This is a genomic window from Candidatus Omnitrophota bacterium, assembly GCA_003598025.1.
GTDB lineage: Bacteria > Omnitrophota > Gorgyraeia > Gygaellales > Profunditerraquicolaceae > Profunditerraquicola.
The window spans coordinates 533389-553131 of record QZKH01000003.1 but is presented as its reverse complement, the minus strand read 5'-3'; the positions used below and the strand labels follow the sequence as shown (position 1 = coordinate 553131).

1 protein-coding gene is annotated in these 19743 nt (G+C 41.8%); it reads left to right on the top strand.

What is annotated here, in order from left to right; all coding sequences use genetic code 11:
• The first annotated feature begins 102 nt into the window (after nucleotides 1-102).
• Nucleotides 103-19728: a M20/M25/M40 family metallo-hydrolase gene (locus tag C4533_05130; GenBank protein RJP29183.1), complete on the top strand. Its 19626-nt coding sequence runs from the start codon at nucleotides 103-105 to the stop codon at nucleotides 19726-19728.
• The last annotated feature ends 15 nt before the right edge of the window (nucleotides 19729-19743 follow it).

The following is a 19743-nucleotide window of genomic DNA, read 5'->3' as shown; positions in this document are numbered from 1 at the left end:
GAAAGGTCTTGGGTCGGATCAGTTCGGCTTTTTATTTGAGCAGTTCTTAAGCACTTTAACAAAGTCCAAATCCTGCGAGAGTGAAAAAATGAGACTAAAAGGATGTTGGACTGGCAGAAGCATACTAAATTAAGAATATTTATCAGGACAATTTGTATTGTCTTGATAGTTACATTCTTTTCTTATGACCTAACCTGGGCAGGCGCAGGAGAGGTCTTCAGCAACAAGAACAAGCGCGCCTCGCAAGATTCTCCTTCCGTTGAAATCCCCCAAGAGCTCGGTGTAATCAAAGAATCCTATACCTCAAAATACAATCCGCATAAGCTGGTTATCCATATCCAGGATGCCCACGCAAATGTGGAAGCGCAGACTAATGAAGCAAGCCTCGTAAAATACCTAAAAGACAAATACAAAATTAATCTAGTTTCAGTTGAAGGCGGTTTTGGGGATTTTGACGCTGATTTTTTCAGGTCTTTCCCTAAAGACAAAAAGGTAAGGGAAAAAATCGCCAAATATTTCCTCTCCAAATCCTTTATTTCAGGGACAGACTATCTTTTAATTACCGAGAATGAACCGCCGAAGGTATTCGGCGCAGAGGATAGAGAGCTTTACGCCAGCCACTTAAACACCTTTAAGGAGAACCAGAGTTTTTCAGATTCGCTCGGCCGGTCGTTAAAGGTAGTTGAGGATGTAATTGATACCTTAAAAAATAAATATTACTCCAAGGACTTGAGGGAATTTACCGGCAGAACTGAAGATTTCAGGCTGGGGAGAATCTCTTTAGAGGAATATATCTCTTACCTTAATATAGCGTCTATAATACAAAACGTTGATTTATCAAAATTTCCTAATCTTTCCCGAATCATTAATCTCCAAGAACTTGAGCATAAAATTAACTTTGATAAAGCTGAAGCCGAGCGCCAGGATTTAATTGATTCACTCACTAAGGCGCTTTCCAAGCAAGACCTTGAAGAGCTGGTTAAAAACAGCCTTGATTTTAAGGCAAATAAAGTCACACCGGTTGAATATTATTCCTACCTTGAGAAACTAACCAAAGAAGCAGGTATTCCGGTAAGCACCTATAATAATCTCTTTACCTATATTAAGTATTTATCCGTTTCTGAGAACCTGGATAATTCCAAGGTCTTTGAAGAAATTGATGCTTTCGCTGAAGCAGTAAAAGATAAGCTTACTGCTACCTCAGCAGAAAGGGATATAGAGCAACTTTCTTCAATAATCAGGATCATAAAAGGGCTTTCAAATATAAACTTATCGCCTAAGGATTATGAATACTTTAAAGGTAACCGTGAGGTTTTTAATTCTAAGGCCATAGCTAGTCTTTTAAGAAGATATACAAATTCCTCTGCCGTAAATTCACTTCCCGGGGACAGCGAGATAGCCTCATTAGACAAATTCTACAGTCTTGCCCACGACAGGGATAATGCCATAGTCAGCAATTCTTTAAACCGTCTAAACCGCGATTACAGCTCAAATTCAGTCATTATAGTTGCCGGTGGTTTCCATACCCAAGGCCTCACTTCAATCCTAAAAGAAAAAGATATCTCTTATGTTGTGGTTGCGCCTAGCATCAAATCAAGCCAGGAGAAGGAAAATACCTACTTTGCCCTTCTTAAGGATAAGAGGCTCCCGCTTCAGGATATCTTAAATGATCCTGATACCTTGCAGATTATAAACAGTATTTCTGATCCGGAAGCTCGGAGACTCTTGGTGAATTACTGGATTGCCAGGGCATCCAGATATTATTCGGTTAAAGAGCTCCAGACGCAGTTAGATAGATTACAGTTATCTGAGGAAGATCAGAAAGCAGTAAGCCTCGCCTTAGAGGAAATCTCGCCTATTAATAAACCTGTCCAGCTAGAAGAAACAGTACCTGCCACTATACCAAAGCAGGAGAATCCTATAAAACAAGCCCCGACTATCCAGCAAGGCCCTGGTTTGGTTGAGAGATTTGCTCAGCTTATATTATCTATGACAGGGAAGATAAAGAGCGTAGTAAATATCAAGAATATTTCCACAGGGATAGTTGCTGTAGCGCTCTATCTTTATTCGCCTTTAGCTGCCTCTTCGTTTGATAAAGGAAGCGAGAACAAAATAGTATCTTTTGAGTTTAGTGCCGCTCAAAGGAATATGATTAAAGAAGAGGTTTCCTATGTTTCTAGAAGGATGGTCCCGGAGATCTCGCAGCATAAGGTTGATGAGATAGTCAGTAATACCATTCCTTTCAGAAAATACACACAGGAAGAGATACGCGGCTGGGTCAAAACAGCAAATAGAAATATGCTGCTTGCCTTGTCAGGTATCCCTGCGTTCTTCGGATTTGCCTGCTTATTAGAAATGGTGGTATGGTATTTCTTTACCGGAGCATTCGATCCATCTGTAGCGAAAGTATTTATCCAGCTTGGCACCTTTGGCCCGTTATTGTTTTACGCTGTGGGCGGCAAGCTTCTAAACCATTTCTCAAGCAAATCTTTATATCACTCTCAAACATTGGATTATCAGCACGGCGGTTCCGTTGAACCGGAATATAAAAAGATAGTTGTCGCCTTAAGAGAACATCTTTCAGATGATTATCTTAAAGAAATAATCGCACACGAAACCACTCATTACCTTAGAAGCTACGGCAGATATATAAATGACGGTGAAGGCGCTTATCTTGCTAGCGCAGTTGGTTTCCTAAGGCTACTTGAACTGCAAACTAATCCTGAACAATTCCTTGCTGCCAACGCAAAGGACACCGCGGATAAAGCGGAAGAACTGGCAGCAGCTTTAAAATCAGGCGCAAGGCCGCAGGATACGCCGGGGATAGCTGACTTGATGGCTGAATACAAGTCAGGTCTTGAGAATTACAAATACGGCAAAGTTATAGGCTGCGTAGCCTATGGGCTGTCTGTAAAAACAAATAATAAAGAAAATTCCTGGAAGTTTTTAAGATTCTTAGCCCAGGGAATCGATATTGCAGAAGCTTTTAACGCGGTGCTCACTGGAGCAGAGATTAAGCCAAAGGCAGCCGGAAATTCCGGAACGCTGTTAGAGAAATTCGCAAGCTTTGCTGCATCTTTAAAACCAAAAGCCAAGGAAGCAAAGTTCATAGAACAGAGAATAGCAGGAGGCAAACAGGAGCCAACAGTAACTTTTTCTGCGCCTGCGGCGCAAGAAAAGCCCGCTGCAATAAAAGCAAAGCCTGAAATTAAAGCTAGTATCCCTCGCTTTGCGATACCCAAGATTAAGATAAATTTACGGCCTTTCTTAACAGCGATAAGTGTTTTTACGCTAAGTTTGTATTTTTCTACAACAGCTTTAGGCCAAGATAATTCTGCGTCTTCTAAGATATTCGCCTCATTTAGCGATGTATTTACCCATGGCGTGACTATTTTCTTAGCGATAGCAGGCACAATTGGATATTTTGCCTATCGCATCATTAAGAAGATTTCTTCGAAGGGAAAGACTCCTGTTCAGGAAGTGGCTCCGGTTGTAATTGAGCCTACCATAGTAACAACTTTCAGCAGGCCTCAAGTTGCAAGGCCGGTGGCAAGCATAATCAGCAACCCTCAAGGTATACAGCCGAATCATAATTTGCCCGTTACCATGCGCCAAGAGTTAGAAAACCGCATCCAGCAGTTAAGCGGTTCCATTGCTCAAGGCTCAAAGGACGCTTTAGCCAGGAGCTTTAGGCCTGTGGGTCCTGGTGAACTGCCTTTACCCATGCCCCTATCCATGCTTAATCAGGATACCTCAGATAGAGATAAGGTAATCCATATATTAGAAAATATGCAGCGGATGATGGATGGCACGGATGAAAAAGTTTTGCGTGATTTTGAACGGGCTATTGACAATGCCCGAGATAGGGTTACCGAGCAAGCGCTGGATCAATACGAAGGACTTTCTGATGAGGCGCTTTACCGGCTCTTAACGGATGGCTATATAGCAGAACTGGAAAGAGAATTCCAGCGTATTATTGAAAATCAAATTCAGCACATGATCCGCTTTCATGCTCCAAGTACGGAAGAACAGACTCTTTATGTTAGCGAAGAGATAAACGAAAGATATGGGCGATTGCCTCGTTATTTAAAGTGGATTCTTACCAATAATCCTCAAATTGAGAATGATCCTTTAGTACAGGAATGGATAAATACTATAGAACGCCGTATGTCGCAGATACCGGCATTCCCTGAGATGATGACCGGATATTCCAAAGTTGCCCTAAACAAATCATTATACCTAAATCCTGAAATAGCCAGGCGCGTGCTTTTATATCTGGCAAAAAAAGCCTCTCAAGATATAGAAGTAACCGAAGGCGATGTAAGAAGAGAAATCCAGGCAGAATTAGCCAGGAACTTGCCGGAAGATGTCATAGAGGGTCAGGTTGTCGTTACAGAAGAAGAAAGCATCTCTGAACTGCCTCCGGCACCGCAAGCAAGAGCGCTGCCCGCTCCTAATATGGGAGAAGCAGAAAGCAAGAGGGCAAGGCTTAAGGCCTTGACTGATGATTATAACCAATTCTTGGTTAAATTCAGAGAACAGGAAGGAACAATTGCTAAGGTTCAAACCGATCTTAGGGAATTAAGTGAGGGCCTGGAAGAGGCAAAAAGACAGAACGATAGGATTGTTATCGAAGCCTTGCAGCCGGCAGTAGACGGTTTAACTTCAAAACTTAGGAAAGTTAAAGAAAAGCTTGGCCGTCTTGAGCAGGAGAAAGCAAGATACGAAGAACAGATTAACTCATTGCGCAGGGAATTAGGTGAGACCGGTGGAACAACCTTATACGCCTTGGATCCGCTTTCCATAGGAGTGGTTGCAGTATTTACGGTATTATTCGGTCCCCCTCTTTATATTACCAAGAAAATTCTCAACAAATGGTTTAACACAACGGCCGGTAAAACCTTGGGTATGACCGCGGCCGTTGGTTCATTAGTTGCAGGCTATTATGCCTACTTTGTTAATTTGACCCCAAAGATTCAGGAGGTCTTTACCAATCCTAAAGAGGCAGACTGGCCGATCCTGGCAACCCTGCTTATCGCCTGGCCGGTTTCAATTGTCAGCGGAATTCTTGGCGGCAAAGTTGGCAAAGGGATTTCCCATGAAAGGTTGTATTGGAGAGCAAATTCAGAGTTTAAGAAAGGCAATATTGATGAGGCTATAAGTTTAATTAATCAGGCCATAAAACTAAACTCCAAGAACGCGGTTGATTACAATCTTTTAGCTGAATGCCAAAGAAAGAAGAGGCGCTTTGATGACGCTATAACATCTTACAGAAAATCCCTGGAAATAACGCCAAATAACAGCACCACCTATAATAATTTAGGTGTGGTTTATGTTGAAAAGGGCGATGATGTAAAAGCCATTGAAAGCTATAAGCGTTCACTCGAGCTTGATGCAAATGACCAGATAGTTTTGGCTAACTTAGGCAGATCCTTGCATAAGAAGGGACAGTTGTTAGAAGCGGTAAGGGCATTCCAGCGTGCCCAGGAAATAAAGCCAGACTCTTCAGTTACGGAAGAATTAAATGCAATTCTGCAGCAAACAGGAAACATCTCTAAATCTCAAAGACCGCAGGACCTAGAATATGCTAAGACATTAAGCGAATCCTTAAAGATTGAGAAAGAACGTGGCTGGATAGGGCAGCTTTCTTATGACGACAATTTGACTGCGGTTGCCTGGTTAGGCGCCGTGGTTGCTTGGATCTTAGGAGGTATATTCCTATATTACGTTCCCTACGGTCATCATTGGGAGCTAGGTACGTCTGACAAGCCAGCAACCTTAGGATATGTAGTTTGGATTGGGGAAATAGTAGTTGCTCCACTTCTGGGTGCTGGTTTAAGTGTCGCAGGTGTTTGGGTAAGCGAAAAGGTTACCAGTGTGGTAAAAACTGTCTACCGTTTCTTAACATTCCCTCTTACTTACCGAAAACTGCAAAAAGTTAATCTCTTGCTTTCGGATGAGCTCTCAGATAGAGACATAAGCAGCGTGGCCCCCGTATACGCGCGCATGTCCAAGGAATACCTGGAGAAGATCTTTCGCTCTTGGATGGAAGCAGGACAAGAAGAAAAGATTGCCCGGCTATTCAAATTCGGTAACTGGAAGTCCGAGAAGACACGGATTTACGGAGATATCGGAGAATATAAAAGGGTATCGCGCGTTGCTGCAACAAAATTTGCCACCACTGCCCAGGAGCAAAAGGTTATTTTTGACGGTATTGATAGAGAAAAAGAAAAACTTACCCAGAAAGGCGCAAACAATGCTGTAGGTTTAATTAAAGATATCCTTCCGCAAATCACTGAGCAATCCAGAAATAGGGATGAGTTTTGGCATTGGCTAACTTTAGTTGTAAGTTTGCCTAAGAATATCTTAGACCAAGGGCAAAGGCAGGTTTTAGCAGTCTTTACCGATCTAAGAGAATTTGACTGTGCTCAAGAGGAATCATTAAATAAGTTCGGTACTAACCAAGAAGCAGCTGCAAGAGCCAGAGCTGCTATAAACGGCCTTATACAGAAACTGGAAAGAGACGGATTAAATTATCCCGGCATCCTCAAAAAAGCATTAGCCGAAATTAACAAAGCCTCACGCAATTTAGATGAATTTTTATTCTGGATAAATGAAGTTATGCAGTTTGAAAAACAGTCATGGTCTTCAGGAGAATTTCTTAGGCTATTACAGAATCTAATTGCTTATGTGCGTGCTAAAGAGGAAGCTTCAGGAAAGTTTTGCCATAATTCCCAAGAAACATCCCAACTGTTCCAGACAGTTGACAGCTTGCGGCAAGAATTAAAAAGAAGAGGTGTTACTGCAGATGTTTATATACTTATGACTATTATTCCTAAGGTTACTGAAGTTTCTCGTAACCTAACAGAATTCTTTGAATATATAAATTTCCTTAAGGCATTCGATGATAATTTCTGGAAAGGCGTTAATGGCTATGGGCCGGCAGGGGCGCTAAATGTAATCATTGTTCAAGCTGGCTTTAAGCAAGCAAAAGAAAATGCTGCAGCTAAGTTTACCCAGGATGATTCAAGCCGCCAGAAATTCCTCTCAGATATCGATAATCTGAAAAACCAACTTTCACAAAAAAGTATTCGCCATCTTCCAGGTATGCTTGAAGATAGCAATAGTTCAGATTTACTTAAGAATATTCTGTCGGAATTAACCAAAACGTGCAGGTCAAAAGAAGAATTTATCTATTGGTTAACCGAATTAATAGGACTTAATGCTAGTGTTTGGGGTGGAGGAGCTCAAGCGGTAATCAATAATTTCAATGACTTAGCTGGTTTTAAGCAAGCCAAAGAAATGGCTCTTGATAAACTCTGTACTAACCAGCAGGAGAAAGATGATCTTGGCAGGATTATTGATTCCTTAAAGGCAAAGTTAGAAGAAAAAAGACCGAGCTGCGCCGGCTTAATAAAAGATGTAATCTTGGAAATTCTAAAGGACATTGACACACTTGCCAATCAGCCTTACAGGAAGAATGACTTTGTATGGTGGCTTACTATGTGCGTTAATTTTGAGGCACAGACGTGGGCTGCAGGAACAAAACAGGTTTTGTCCGGATACCAAGAACTCAAGAACTACATAGTAAAGAGGCGTGAACTATCTGCAAGATTTACTACCAATCCAGAAGAACAGCAAAGATTAACTGCTGTTTGGGATAATTTAGATAAAACTGCTAATTTTACAAAGCCAGCCACTATTAGTTTGCTTAATAATACTATAGATAAGATTGCTAATGTCGCTATTAATCCAAGAGAATTTGTTTTCTGGATTGGGAGTCTTTCTGAACTTAAGCCTGAGGTATTAGAGGTTTTCTGCCGTGATATTGCTACAACATTTGATTATTACAAGAGCAAAGGAAAGGATAGGGACTTTAATCATCTTCCCGCGGTTCTGAATCAATATTACAAAGCTTATCGTCAGCTGGTTTTGATTACACCAGACCTTTTGGATATTTTAACTGATTCATCAATAGATACAGATAAGCGCGTTGAGAAAGCCTACCAGTATATTGTTGGCCAGAAAATTGTTAAATTAGGCGCGCCATCTAACCTCGCAGGTTTAAGAGACGCTGTAAGTTTTGATGAGCTGATCAGGGCCGTAGGCGGGGAGGATACAATTAGAAGCTTTATCCAAGAATTTTCTCCTGTAAGAAAAGCTATGGAGAAGATGGGGAGGGATGGTGTTTACAGCTACGCGGAAAGCCAAAAGCCTGCGTATTATAGGCGTTTTCTTGATGAGGCAACGGGATTAAAGCCGGGGTTCAATCAGCCAGGAGAGAAATTCAGGGTATCCTGTATAGGTGAGATAGTAAAGTGGTCTAGGGAAGAAGAAGCGCAGGTAATGCCTATAAGCGATACCGTTCAGGCGTTAAGGCAGCTCATTCAATATCTACGCATGGAATGGCCTAATCTCTATGATAACTTTATTGAGCCAAAAAGGGAATTAATTAAGGGTAGACCTCTAGAGGAGTTTGTCACTTCAGATACAGTTTCAAAGATGGCTCAACAACTGTTAGGCAAAGTGCAAAATTGGCAGCAGTTTTCCGAACAGCAGCGGGCAGTATTTACTTTAAAAATAATGGAAATCCTTGCTTTTTCTGAGACAGCCGAGTTAAGGGCGCAGATAAACAGTGCAACCGATGACTTTAACAAGCTAAGGACAGTTGTGCAATATTGGCAACGTGTTCGCGAACTGATTTTAAAGAATAAATGGTTACAGGAAAAGTCCAAGTTTTATTCTTCTGTATCAAAATTTATTGAACAAAAGAAGTCTACGATAAACAATAAACTCGATGAGAAAGGAAAACAGATATTGCAGTTCCATTTATCCGGAGGGACCTTAGCTGATTTCTTCAAAGGATTTGTGAGCCAAGATTGCACAAAAAATACCGATGGTGACTATCCGCATTTCTTGGACACCCAAGCTTTTGTTATGGATCCCGCTTGTTTTCTTTTTAAAGTGATTGAAGAGAATAGATGGGTAGGTAATATTTATACTTTCGCGTTTAAAGACAAAAACGGTAAATTCTATCTCTTCTTAGATATGTTTCAACTTAACGAAAGCCACCTTTTAGTGACAAATGGAGAAGGGAAAGAAGAGATAAGAAAAGAATTTGCAGCAAGATTTGTTCGTGAATTTATGAACTATCTGGGTTCGCAGGGATTTGATTATTTGCTGATAAGCTCTGATCCGGCTCAGCGGGGAATAAAAGATGCCTTACGTAAAGCTGCGAGAGAAAAAAGTGGCCAAAATGAAACGGCGGTATTTAAGCTTAAGAAATTAGGGGGGACAGAATTCTTTTCCGAGGCAGGAGTAAGCGAAGAATTTGTCCAGACAATAAATGGAAATTCTATCTCTAATGATTTCCAGGATGTCTCTGGCTATAGGATTGAGTTAGATAAAACTACTCCTCAAGTAATTCAGCAGAGACAGAAAGATTTGGATTATTTGGAAAAACTCTTAGGCGAGATGTCCAGCGAGGAAACCCGCCTTGCCAGCCTTTCCAAAGAGAGGCGAGAAGAGTTAACTCAGTTAAATAGAAGAGGCCAGGAAGCAGCCAACTCAGGCAAAAATGCTGTAGCTTTAGCTTTAAAAGAAGCTTCTGATCAGAAAACCGCAGAAGCCCAAAAGATAGAATATGAGTTGGGCGAATTAAGAATGAAGATTAGGGAGAAGAAGGACGAGCTTGGGCATATAGGCGTTGAATTAGGTCTTGGTACCGGCAGGGGATCTAGTCCTGCTTTGGGCGTAAGATTAGCATCCTTTATTCCTTTAGGAATATTCTCAAGCCTTCTCTTTGCAAATAAAGCCCAGGCGCAGGATTTTTCTTCTGGTGATTGGCTCTATAATCCGCTTACGCCTTTAGTATTTGTAGCAGGTGTTGCTGGATTTATCGGATTAGTTTGTTACATTTTTTACAAACTCTTCCCGCATAAACCGGACCGCGATTCATACTATGAAACCGAATATTTACCAAGACCCGTTCTTCAAGAATATAAATTACCGGAGGATTTAAGGACACAACTTGCTCAAGTCTTGTCCAAGATATCTGCAGAATCCAGTGAGCTTGTTCCAAAGAATATCGATATCAGAATTCCTTTTGAAGTAGGCATTTCAAGAAATCAGGCTGTTAAAGCATTAGGCCTGCTTTACTCTAGTCTTATTAAACATGGTTCCATCATAGATTTCTTTAAGGATAAGAGCTTCTATCATAACTTTAAGCAAAGAGCGAAAGAATTGAGCTTGACGGATGACTTTGATCAGCCTCAAAACAAGAGCTACTTTTTTAGTGTTCCTAAAGAGAAGATTCGTTATGAAGAAGACAGGCGCGCCGAGGAGTTTATCGGGCAGTATTTAAATAGGATTAGAAGGACACAAATAGGCACTGCTGATGAGTTATTAGAAAGAATACATCAGGAAAGGTCGCGCCTGTTAAGGAAAGAACTGTATAAAGGCGCAACGCCGACTGATCTATACACATATTATCAACTGCTTTTATCTTATGTTTCTTTGCAAAGCAAAGCCAAACTCGACGAGGTCAATGATCTCTTATCTGAGAAAAACTACCTTGGCGCCTTAAGTGTCCTTGAGGAATTTTTCCGCATAGATATCGGCGGGGAGACTATTTCCCTTGAAGAGAATGCAAGCTTAAAAGATGCCTTGAACAGGGTTTTGCAAAAAGAGATTGAAGATATCCGCTGGCAGTTTAACCGCTGCACTTCGTTCCAGGCAAACAAGCAGCAGGTTATCCGCGAGGCAAAAGACATCCAGTTTGAACTGAGGCTTTCTGAGAGAACGGCTGATGATATTTTAAGAGGTGTGGCAAGTGGAGACTGTACTTCCATAAACGGCTCGGCTTTCTACAATACTATCCCACAGTTTATGTTTGACCCCGGATTATTGGTCTTTAGGGTTATCCAGGATGACAAATGGGTAGGTAATGTTTATACAATTGTTGGCGAGAAAGATAGCGAACCTGTTCTAATTGTTGATGCAATACAGCTTCCTGTTTGGGGAAGATCTTGGCCGGTTTCAGTAAAGGAGATTTCGGATAAAGTATTAGAGAAGGTAGTTGAATATGCCAGCTCACAAGGATTCAGCCAAGTTTTAATGAGCAGTTTTATTTCCAATTTCAATGCCATACACGACCATTTTGACCAGAAATATCCTGCTACAGCACAGGAAATAGAAAAGACAACCGGCTTTGAACATTTAAAGGCTTTAGGCCTGTGGGATAATTATGCAGCGCGCAATGAATACCTGGAGACTTTTAGCCCGCATTGGAACTATTCTTTAAAAAGAGTTGATCCAAATAATCCAAGACAAACCTTATTATTAAGGAATATCTGGCAAAGAAATACACCAAAAGAAACACAAGAAATACAGCCCGTTGATTCAGGAGAGGGTACGGTTTTAGAGAAGCCAGCCCCCGCGCAGGAAAATAATCCTGTAAGCAGTCCAGTTCAAGCAAATTCACAGCCGGTTAAGAAAAATACTCCTAAGCAAGGGCATTCTTTCCGGAACTTCTGCACCGGCTTTCTATTGGCTGCTGCATTGCTGCTTTCCAGTGGCTGCGCCACTGCATTTAATTCAAGGATAGGACCTCTGACTATACACAGTAGAACAGAGGTTGCTCTTAGCCAGCCTAAACCACATGAAGCGTCGTTAAGCGTTTCCGGGAATATCGAATTAGGCGAGAAGGCAAAGAAACAGGAAACAGCCAAGACACCAGAAGTTAAAAAGGCACCCAAAGGAGTTGAGCTCAGGAGTCAAGGCAACATGCGTGTAGGCCCTCTAACTGGAGATATAAGTCCGAAGGTGGGCTTAAGTGATGTTCCTCAGGAAGAAGCCCCAATAAGTTTATCTGCCAAGGCATCTTTGGGAGAAAAAGTTAAACAGAATAAAAGTGATACTGAAGGAGTTGAGCTTGCAACGGAAGCTAAGGTCAGGCTTGGCCCTGCTACTGCACAGGTTAATCCCAAGGTTGGTTTAAGTGATGTACCTGAAGGACAAAAACCGTTAGATTTAAGCGGAAAGGTTTCTGTGGAAGAAACCGGCAAAGATGCTGTTTCGCAAGAAAAAGCACCGGCTAGAGAAGAGGCTAAACCTAAACCGGCGCAGGTAGACCAAGCTCAAGATAATGCTCCAGATACACAGCAGATTATAACTCAGATCAGCGAGCAAATAAAATCTATACAGGCTGAACTGGATAAAATACGCCAGACAGATTCAAATCTTAAAATAGAAGTATCTGATCTGAAAGCCCAGCTTGCCGGTGCCCAAAAACAACTGCAGCAGTTAAAGGAAACACAAAAACTTCCTGAAGAAGTTACTCAGCTTCAAGAGAAGAAAGCTGACTATGAACGTCAAATTGCTACCCTTGAAGCGCAGCAGCAACAAGCGCAGGAAGAATTAAACAGAATTCTTGCTGAAAAAGAAAAAGCCGCCCAAGAAGTAAAGCATTTACAAAGCCAGCCCCCGCGCATCCAGCAGAAAATTGATAATCTTCAAGGTGAAGTCAGGCAGCTTGAGACACAGAAAAAACAAGGGGAGCAAAATTTAACGCAGTTGCAGTCTCAAAAGAGCGTCCTTGAGAATAACGTTAACCAGTTAACGCAGGATAAGGATAAACTACAGCAGAATTTATCAGGCTTAAGGCAACAGATAAGCGAGGCAAAGACAGTTTTAGATGAGGCTAAAATAAAATCCGAACCTACATTAAAGAATATCTGGATTAGTCTTCCCTGGCAGGGGAAATTAGGAATAATCCTGCTTGGCTTAACCGGCATAGGAATATTAGCAGGCGGGATCATCTTATGGAGAAGATGGTCAAGATTTAAGAATCTTTCTGACAGGGTTAAAGGATTGCAGCAGCAGGCAGATGACTTAGAAAGGCAGCTTTCTTCTCAACGAAAAGAAAAAGAAGATTTAGCTGCTGAAATTGAACAGAAGAAAACGCAGGCCGCTGATTTAGAAGCAGGTAGCAAGAAACAGGAAGACGAGTTAAAGAAGATAACCGATGAATTAGGGCGTTTAAGAGAAGAACACCAAAGAGTTCAAGATGAGCTTGTTCAGGCAAAAGAGGTCAAAAATAACATCATAGAAGAGCTGGACGCAAGGATTGTAGAATTAAAGTCGCAAGTTTCACAGAAAGAACAAGAATCCGCCACTCTATCTTCCCAAGCCGAAACTATTACCACCACACCAAGGCCCGAGACTCAGACAGTAAAGATTAGCGATGCAGATATAGATAAGTCAGTTGAATTCTTAAAAGCGCTTCCTTCCAAAGAAATGCAGCGTCTGCTTCGCTCTGAAAAAATCAATGTAAAAGATAGAATCCGTTTCCTGCATGATGAACTGGGGCTTGATATCGTAAATGGACATGGCAGAAGTTTATTGTTACGCAATCCTGATACCTTGCGGAATCAGAAGGCTTTTCTGGAAGGCTTAGGATTACCGTTAACAGTGACAAATCTCGCATCTTCAAAAAGAGGTTTTGCCAAAAAAGAATTAACGCAGATTATAAAACATCCTGAATGGCAGGAACTAACTAGCGAAGAAAAGCTCTCTGTAGTAAGCCATCTTTATGATATCTATGGCTTGAGGATATCCTGGCTCTTAAGGGATAATGACTGGTATCAATTGCTCCATACTTTTAATCTTCCGGGCGAACCGATAAACTACACTCCCCGCTCAATAGATTTTATCCAGCGTTATGAATGGGCCCGTTTCCAGAAGTTCCATAATGTCACCCAAACCAAATACAGGCTCTCTAAGATTAAGGAAGTCATCACAATTTTGGATTTAAAAGTCATTAATCTTCTTAGCACAAAAACTACTCCTGAAGGATTTGAGCTTTACGCAGTGAAACCCGAGGTCCTGCAAGGACAAATTGAATATAACAAACAAGACTATCCTTTGCCAAAGACTCCATTTCCTATTGAGGCACTTGAGGGTGCAGGAGAAAAACCGGACGATGTAGTAGCAGTTGAGCCGCAGGATGCAGCAGTTATTCCGCAATTACAGACAAAGGTATCCAGTCTTAAAGAAGAAATAGCAGGTCTTGAAAAGACAATTGCTGCGCTTGAAGAAGAAAGAAGCCAGAAGTCCGCGCAAGCTGGACAGCAGATTCAAGAATTAACTCAGCAGAAAGAAAAACTAACACAGGAAATTATCCAGCTTGAGAAAGATTTGGAAGCAAAGAGGCAGAGTTTGTCTTTGGCAGCAGCTCAGGAGGAAGAGGCAACAGCCAGATTCAAAGAAGAAAGAACTAATTATGAACAGGCGATCCAGGGCTTAAAGCAAAAAATTGATGCTTATCAGGAAGAACTGAAGGTCTTGGAGCAGCAGAAAGAAAAAGCACGCCAGGAGTTAACAGCTCTGCAGGATACTTCAGCTGCTAAGGCTCAGATAGAGGCATTAAATAAGCAATTGCAGGAAGCAGAAGAAAACTTAAGAAAAGTAAAAGAAGAAACAACTGCTCTTAATGCACAGAAAAAACAGCTTGAAGAAGATGCTGCAAGTTTTCAGACTAGGAAAGATGGTCTTCAGAAAGAAATAGCAGCCTTGAATCAAAAAATGCAGGAATTAACGCAAGCTATTACTAGCCTTGAAACAGAAAAAGACGCTTTGGCCAGACAGGAAACCGAGCGCGCAGCTCAAATTAAAACAACACAGCTAGATCAGCAGATAGAAAGTTTAATCCGACAGAAAGATGAACTCTCCCAACAGACAACTGCGCTGCAAAATGAGATTAAGGCTAAACAAAAAGAACTGTCGTTATCTATAAGCGAGGCAGAGGAAAAAGCAAGAGTTATAAAAGAAGAAATAACAAATCTTACTCAGGAGCTGACCAGCTTAAGAGAAGAAAGAGAAAAGCTTAAGGCCGAAACCACAGGCTTAAAGGGAGTTCAGCAGGATGTAGAAAGCAAAAAGCAGGAATTATTAAGCCTTGGAAAAGAAAAACAAAATCTTCAGGAAGAAATCCGCGGCTTAGAGGCTCAAAGGGCAGCGTTAAAAGAAAATGTTGATAGAACACAACAAGAACTTGAGGAAGCAAGGCGCCATGTTCAAGAAACACAAGAAGCCACTCAAGCTCAGGCGCAGCAAAAGCAGCAGGTTCTAAGCGAAGAACAGAAGAGGCTGCAGGAACAGCTTGATGCTCAAAGACAAGATATCCAAGCCCAGATCAACGCCCTGGATGAAGAATTCGCTAGAAAGAAACAAGAGCATGCAGCCGAGCTCTCAAGGCTTGAACAGGAAAAAGCAGGGGTAAAAGCTGAGTTGGACAGTCTTGTTGCTGAAAGGGATAAAGCACGTCAGGAATTAGACGGTATTAATGCTGCTGCAGCCAAGCTTAATGAAGAACGCGAGAGGCTCTTGCTTGTACTTCGCGGTTTAGATGTGCAAAGAGGGCTTTTGCAGGAAACCATAACCGAGCTTAAAGAAGAAGAGGCGCAGCTAAAGAAAGAAATAGAAGTGCTGAAAAAGGCCGAAGAAATAAAGCCGGTGGCAGACACCTTGTTAGCCAAGGCAAGGGCAATTTCTAAAGAAGTAAGTTCACTCTATTTGCATGAAAAAGCCAGAAGCCAAAGCGTAGATACTTTTGTCAGCCTGATCCGTCAGAGAAGTCCCACAGGAAGCGAAGAGGCAATCAGGCAGCAGTTAAAAGATGCCCTTACAGCCATGGGTGCAAGAGTTGTTCTTGAATGCGGCCCGCAGTGCGGCAGCTCGGATACACCAAAGAACCTGGTTGTAGAATTTCCCGGGACAGGAAGGTTCTCTAAAGAGCCGGGATTTATCATCAATGCTCATATGGATACAATCCCCTCTTCAACTCCAGAAGATATGAATATTTCTGATCAGATAAAGGGTTTTTATCATAAGCAAGATCGTTCTTTCGGAGCAGATGATAAAGCGGGACTTACGGTGTTGTTTGAAGCATTAAGATTCATAAAGACAAACTATTGGGATAAAGGCGCAGACCGCAGAAGAATTGTTTTCATTATTACTGCTGAAGAAGAAACGCCTTTTGAAGGAGCGAGACACTTGGGTGAAAGTCATCCTGAGTTGTTTAAGAATGTGTTATTCTCGCTGACTTCCGATGGTCCGTTAGATTATGCAATCCCTGATCCGGATAATTCGTTCGTTGTTGTAGTGTCTGGTCAGGACAGCCAGAAGAAGCCCTACAGTGACATAATAAATACGGTTCGGGAAATTGCCGTTAGTAAAGGTAGAAAAATAGAGCTGACAAGAGAAGGTTTAGGTATGGGTGACTTTGTCCATTTTCCAAATCATGCAAATGCTGGTTTACATATTCGTTCTCCATACGAGGGTAATCATTCCCATGAGAAGGTTAAGGTAAAAAATCTTATTGACCACGTAGATTTGTGGATTGGTTTAATGCTTAAATATTCCTGCGGGATAGACGATATTATTCCAAAGGCTCCAAACACATCCGGCTTGCCGAAGGCAATGATATTCGATTTGGATAAGACACTTTCACGCACCCTGCGCACTGTACCGCCGGAGATCCTTGAGCAGCTTAGAGGTTTCTTAAAGGCAAAAATAAAGATTGCAATTATCACCGCGCAAAGCACGGAAGAGACAAAAACATATCTAATAGAACCGCTGCGCAGCCTGCTTAAGAACTCAGGAGATTCAGAAGAGCTGTTGAGCAGCCTGTATATCGGCCCTTCAGAAGGCAGCCAGCTATGGCAGTTCTATACACAGGGGCAGTTCAAGGCAGTGCTTTTGGATGACGCTACCATGGGAAGAGCGCCTTTTGATACAGAGGCGCACAGAAAAGAATTGCAGGAAATCATAAGAAGCGCAATAAAAGAAGTGGTTAATCCAAAAGGCAATATTCCAGTCTTAGGCCCCATTCTAACCCAGGATCCGGGTGTTACCTTTATTCATAACAGGGATATTTCATTGACTCTGGGCATCAAAGAAAGCACTTCAGCGGATCAGAAAAAAGAATTAATAGAAAGAATTAAACGCAGAATCCCCGGCAGCTGGCAGTTAGATATACTGGTCTCTGGAGGAGGGACTATACATATAGTTTCTAAAGGAGTGGATAAAGCTGCGGCAGTAGGAATGTTCAGGAATTATCTTCCGCAGGACATACAACCACGACAGATCCTTATTGTGGGAGACGACTTCGGGCCTTCAGGATTAGACCGCAGGATGATTATCCCCGGGGCAAAAGTTTATTCCGTTGGCGCAAAACATAATATCCCTGAAGAAGTAGAGTTTTACGATCAGGGCGGAGAGCATGGCTGGCAACGAACTTTACACCTGCTTGCCAATAGAATTAAGTCTGACTTTGCAGGCGCAGCTAAAGGAAAAGGTATGTTCAGCCCGGATGAACACATGGATGTCAATGAGGTTATTACAGCAGCGCAAAGAGAAGGAAGGGGCAGCCTTATCTGGGGCGATGCATCCGGCTGGAAAGATAACTGCGCAAAATACGCACAGGATATTGCCTGGGTAATCTCGTCGTTAAAAAGATATCCTTCTGTGCAAATTCCAAGATTAGGCAGAGTTGATATTCCGGAGATACTTTCGATAGCAAATATTGTCTTGATAGTACCGCACAATAATTCTCCTCCCGGCTTATTGGTAAACAATGAAAATGCCTATCAGATAGCTCACAACGGACTTTCTAATAATTCAATCTACATAGACCAGCTTACCTACGAGCAGCTCTATACTTTTGAAGTCGCAGTCCTGCTTGCCCACGAGGCAATTCTTCTAGGAGCGAAGAAACTCGCTGCAAGAAAAGGGATCCCGTGGACAGAGCAGTTGGCTAAGGATGTTTCCCGCTTAGCTGAAGAATATGAAATCAAAATTGTTGGAAAAAGCGAAAAAGGCAAGGGAAGCCGTTTTGATGAAAGAATAGAAGAGATTTTAGATTTTAATAAGCCAAAACTAAAACAAGTAAGGCCTATAATAGAAGAACCGCCGGTCTATGAGCCAGAACTGGAAAGACCCAAGCCGGTTACCCCGTCGCCTCAACCTATTCCTCAGCCTAAGCCTCAAGAAAAGAAGCCCCAGGCGCCTAATAATAATTTTAGCCTTGATTTTCCTGATACAAGAGACAGTGTTATAGAGGGCTTAAGAAAATTATTCTTTGACAACATGTTCAGAGATACGACTAATCTTCCGGCTAAGTTTGGAGATTTTCCGCCTCCTATGGCACGAGAAATAAAAGAATCTTATGAATTGGGAAAAATTAAGGGTATGCCGCTGGATCCTGATTTTCTTGTTGCACTCACAGTATTTTTCTCGCGCATATTTCCCAACCACGCTAACGAACTGATAGATTACCTCAGGACTTTAAATATATACATTATTGACAACGGACGTTCAACCTTTGGTGCGACTCTTAGCGGTAATACCTTTTATATTCAGCGGTCCTGTCTTGAGGATTTATTGGGAAGGCCGGTTACTGTTGAAGAGATAAACCAGGGCATAAAAAACAGAGATAAGCAGATTTTGGTAGCCTTATTCAGGATTATCGTTCATGAGGTCGGTTCAGCGTTCTATAAGCTTTCTCATCCGGCAGATCAGGAGCTGGAACGGCTGTTTATGGGATTATTATTTAAGACTTCCGTGACTTTGCCTCCGGGCATTGAGCAAGAATTCCGTACTATCAACACTACTATTAACCTGGGTAATCTTCCCAGGGTTGATTGGGCAAGCAAGAAAGCAAGGTCTATTGAGCAAGAACAGCAAATCAGGCTAAACGATGCTGACTTGGTCATGTTATTAAGAGAAGTAGATTCTAAGCTTATCAATTCCTTATATAGCCCGAGTCGGGAAATAAGAAATAATGCAGCCATTGCTTTAGCAAAATTTGGCGCTGTTGAAGCCTTGCCGTTTTTAAGGCTGCTCTTTGAGAAAGAACCGGATAACCAGGCAGTCAGCGATGCCATAAAAGTCCTTGAGGATAAATTTAACAGGGAAAATACAGAGAAGCTAAAAATAAAGACGGCTGATCCTTTCGCTGGAGCCTTGTTTAGTGTTAATGAGAATAATGATTTAGTCTTAAGCAACAGCGCAATTCAGGCTATTAATATGCTTTGTATTGGTTATGACGGAATGACGCTAGAAATTGATGTCGATACTCTTATCGATACCTCAAAAGGCACGCCTCAGCTAAAAGGACTTGGCTTTAGAGAAGCGCTTGCTTCATTGTATCAGGCGCAGGAAAAGAAACAGATTCCAGAGAACATACGCGTCAGACTTATCAATATCGATCCAGCTTTGAATAGGGATAAGATTGTCAAAATTTTAGGCTTAACTGATGATTTGCTTAAGAGCTTAGTTACCATACCGGATATCCCCCAGGACTATATTATTAAGAGCCTTGAGCCGTATCTAATAGCTGGCTCAATCAGGATTATCTTTGAAGATAATATCAGGTATTGGGGCAAAAAGGTTGATGTCTTAGTCAAGCGCGGAGAAGAAACCAAAACCCTCTCTAGCTTAGGCCTGATTGTTGCCGGTCTTGCCAAAGAGCCGAAATTCTACGAGCAGCTGCCTAAGGAATTAAAGGAATATATTGTTGCCAAGACCGATGAAACCGGTAAAGTCCAGCTGGATGATGAAGGCAAGATTAAGCAGCTTATCTTTAAGCCTATCGAAAAATCAAAGGTTGATACGCAGTACCTTGACAAGTTAGATAAAGCCAATAAAGAATTAGAAGGCATGGTGTAAGGTGAAAAGGATAAT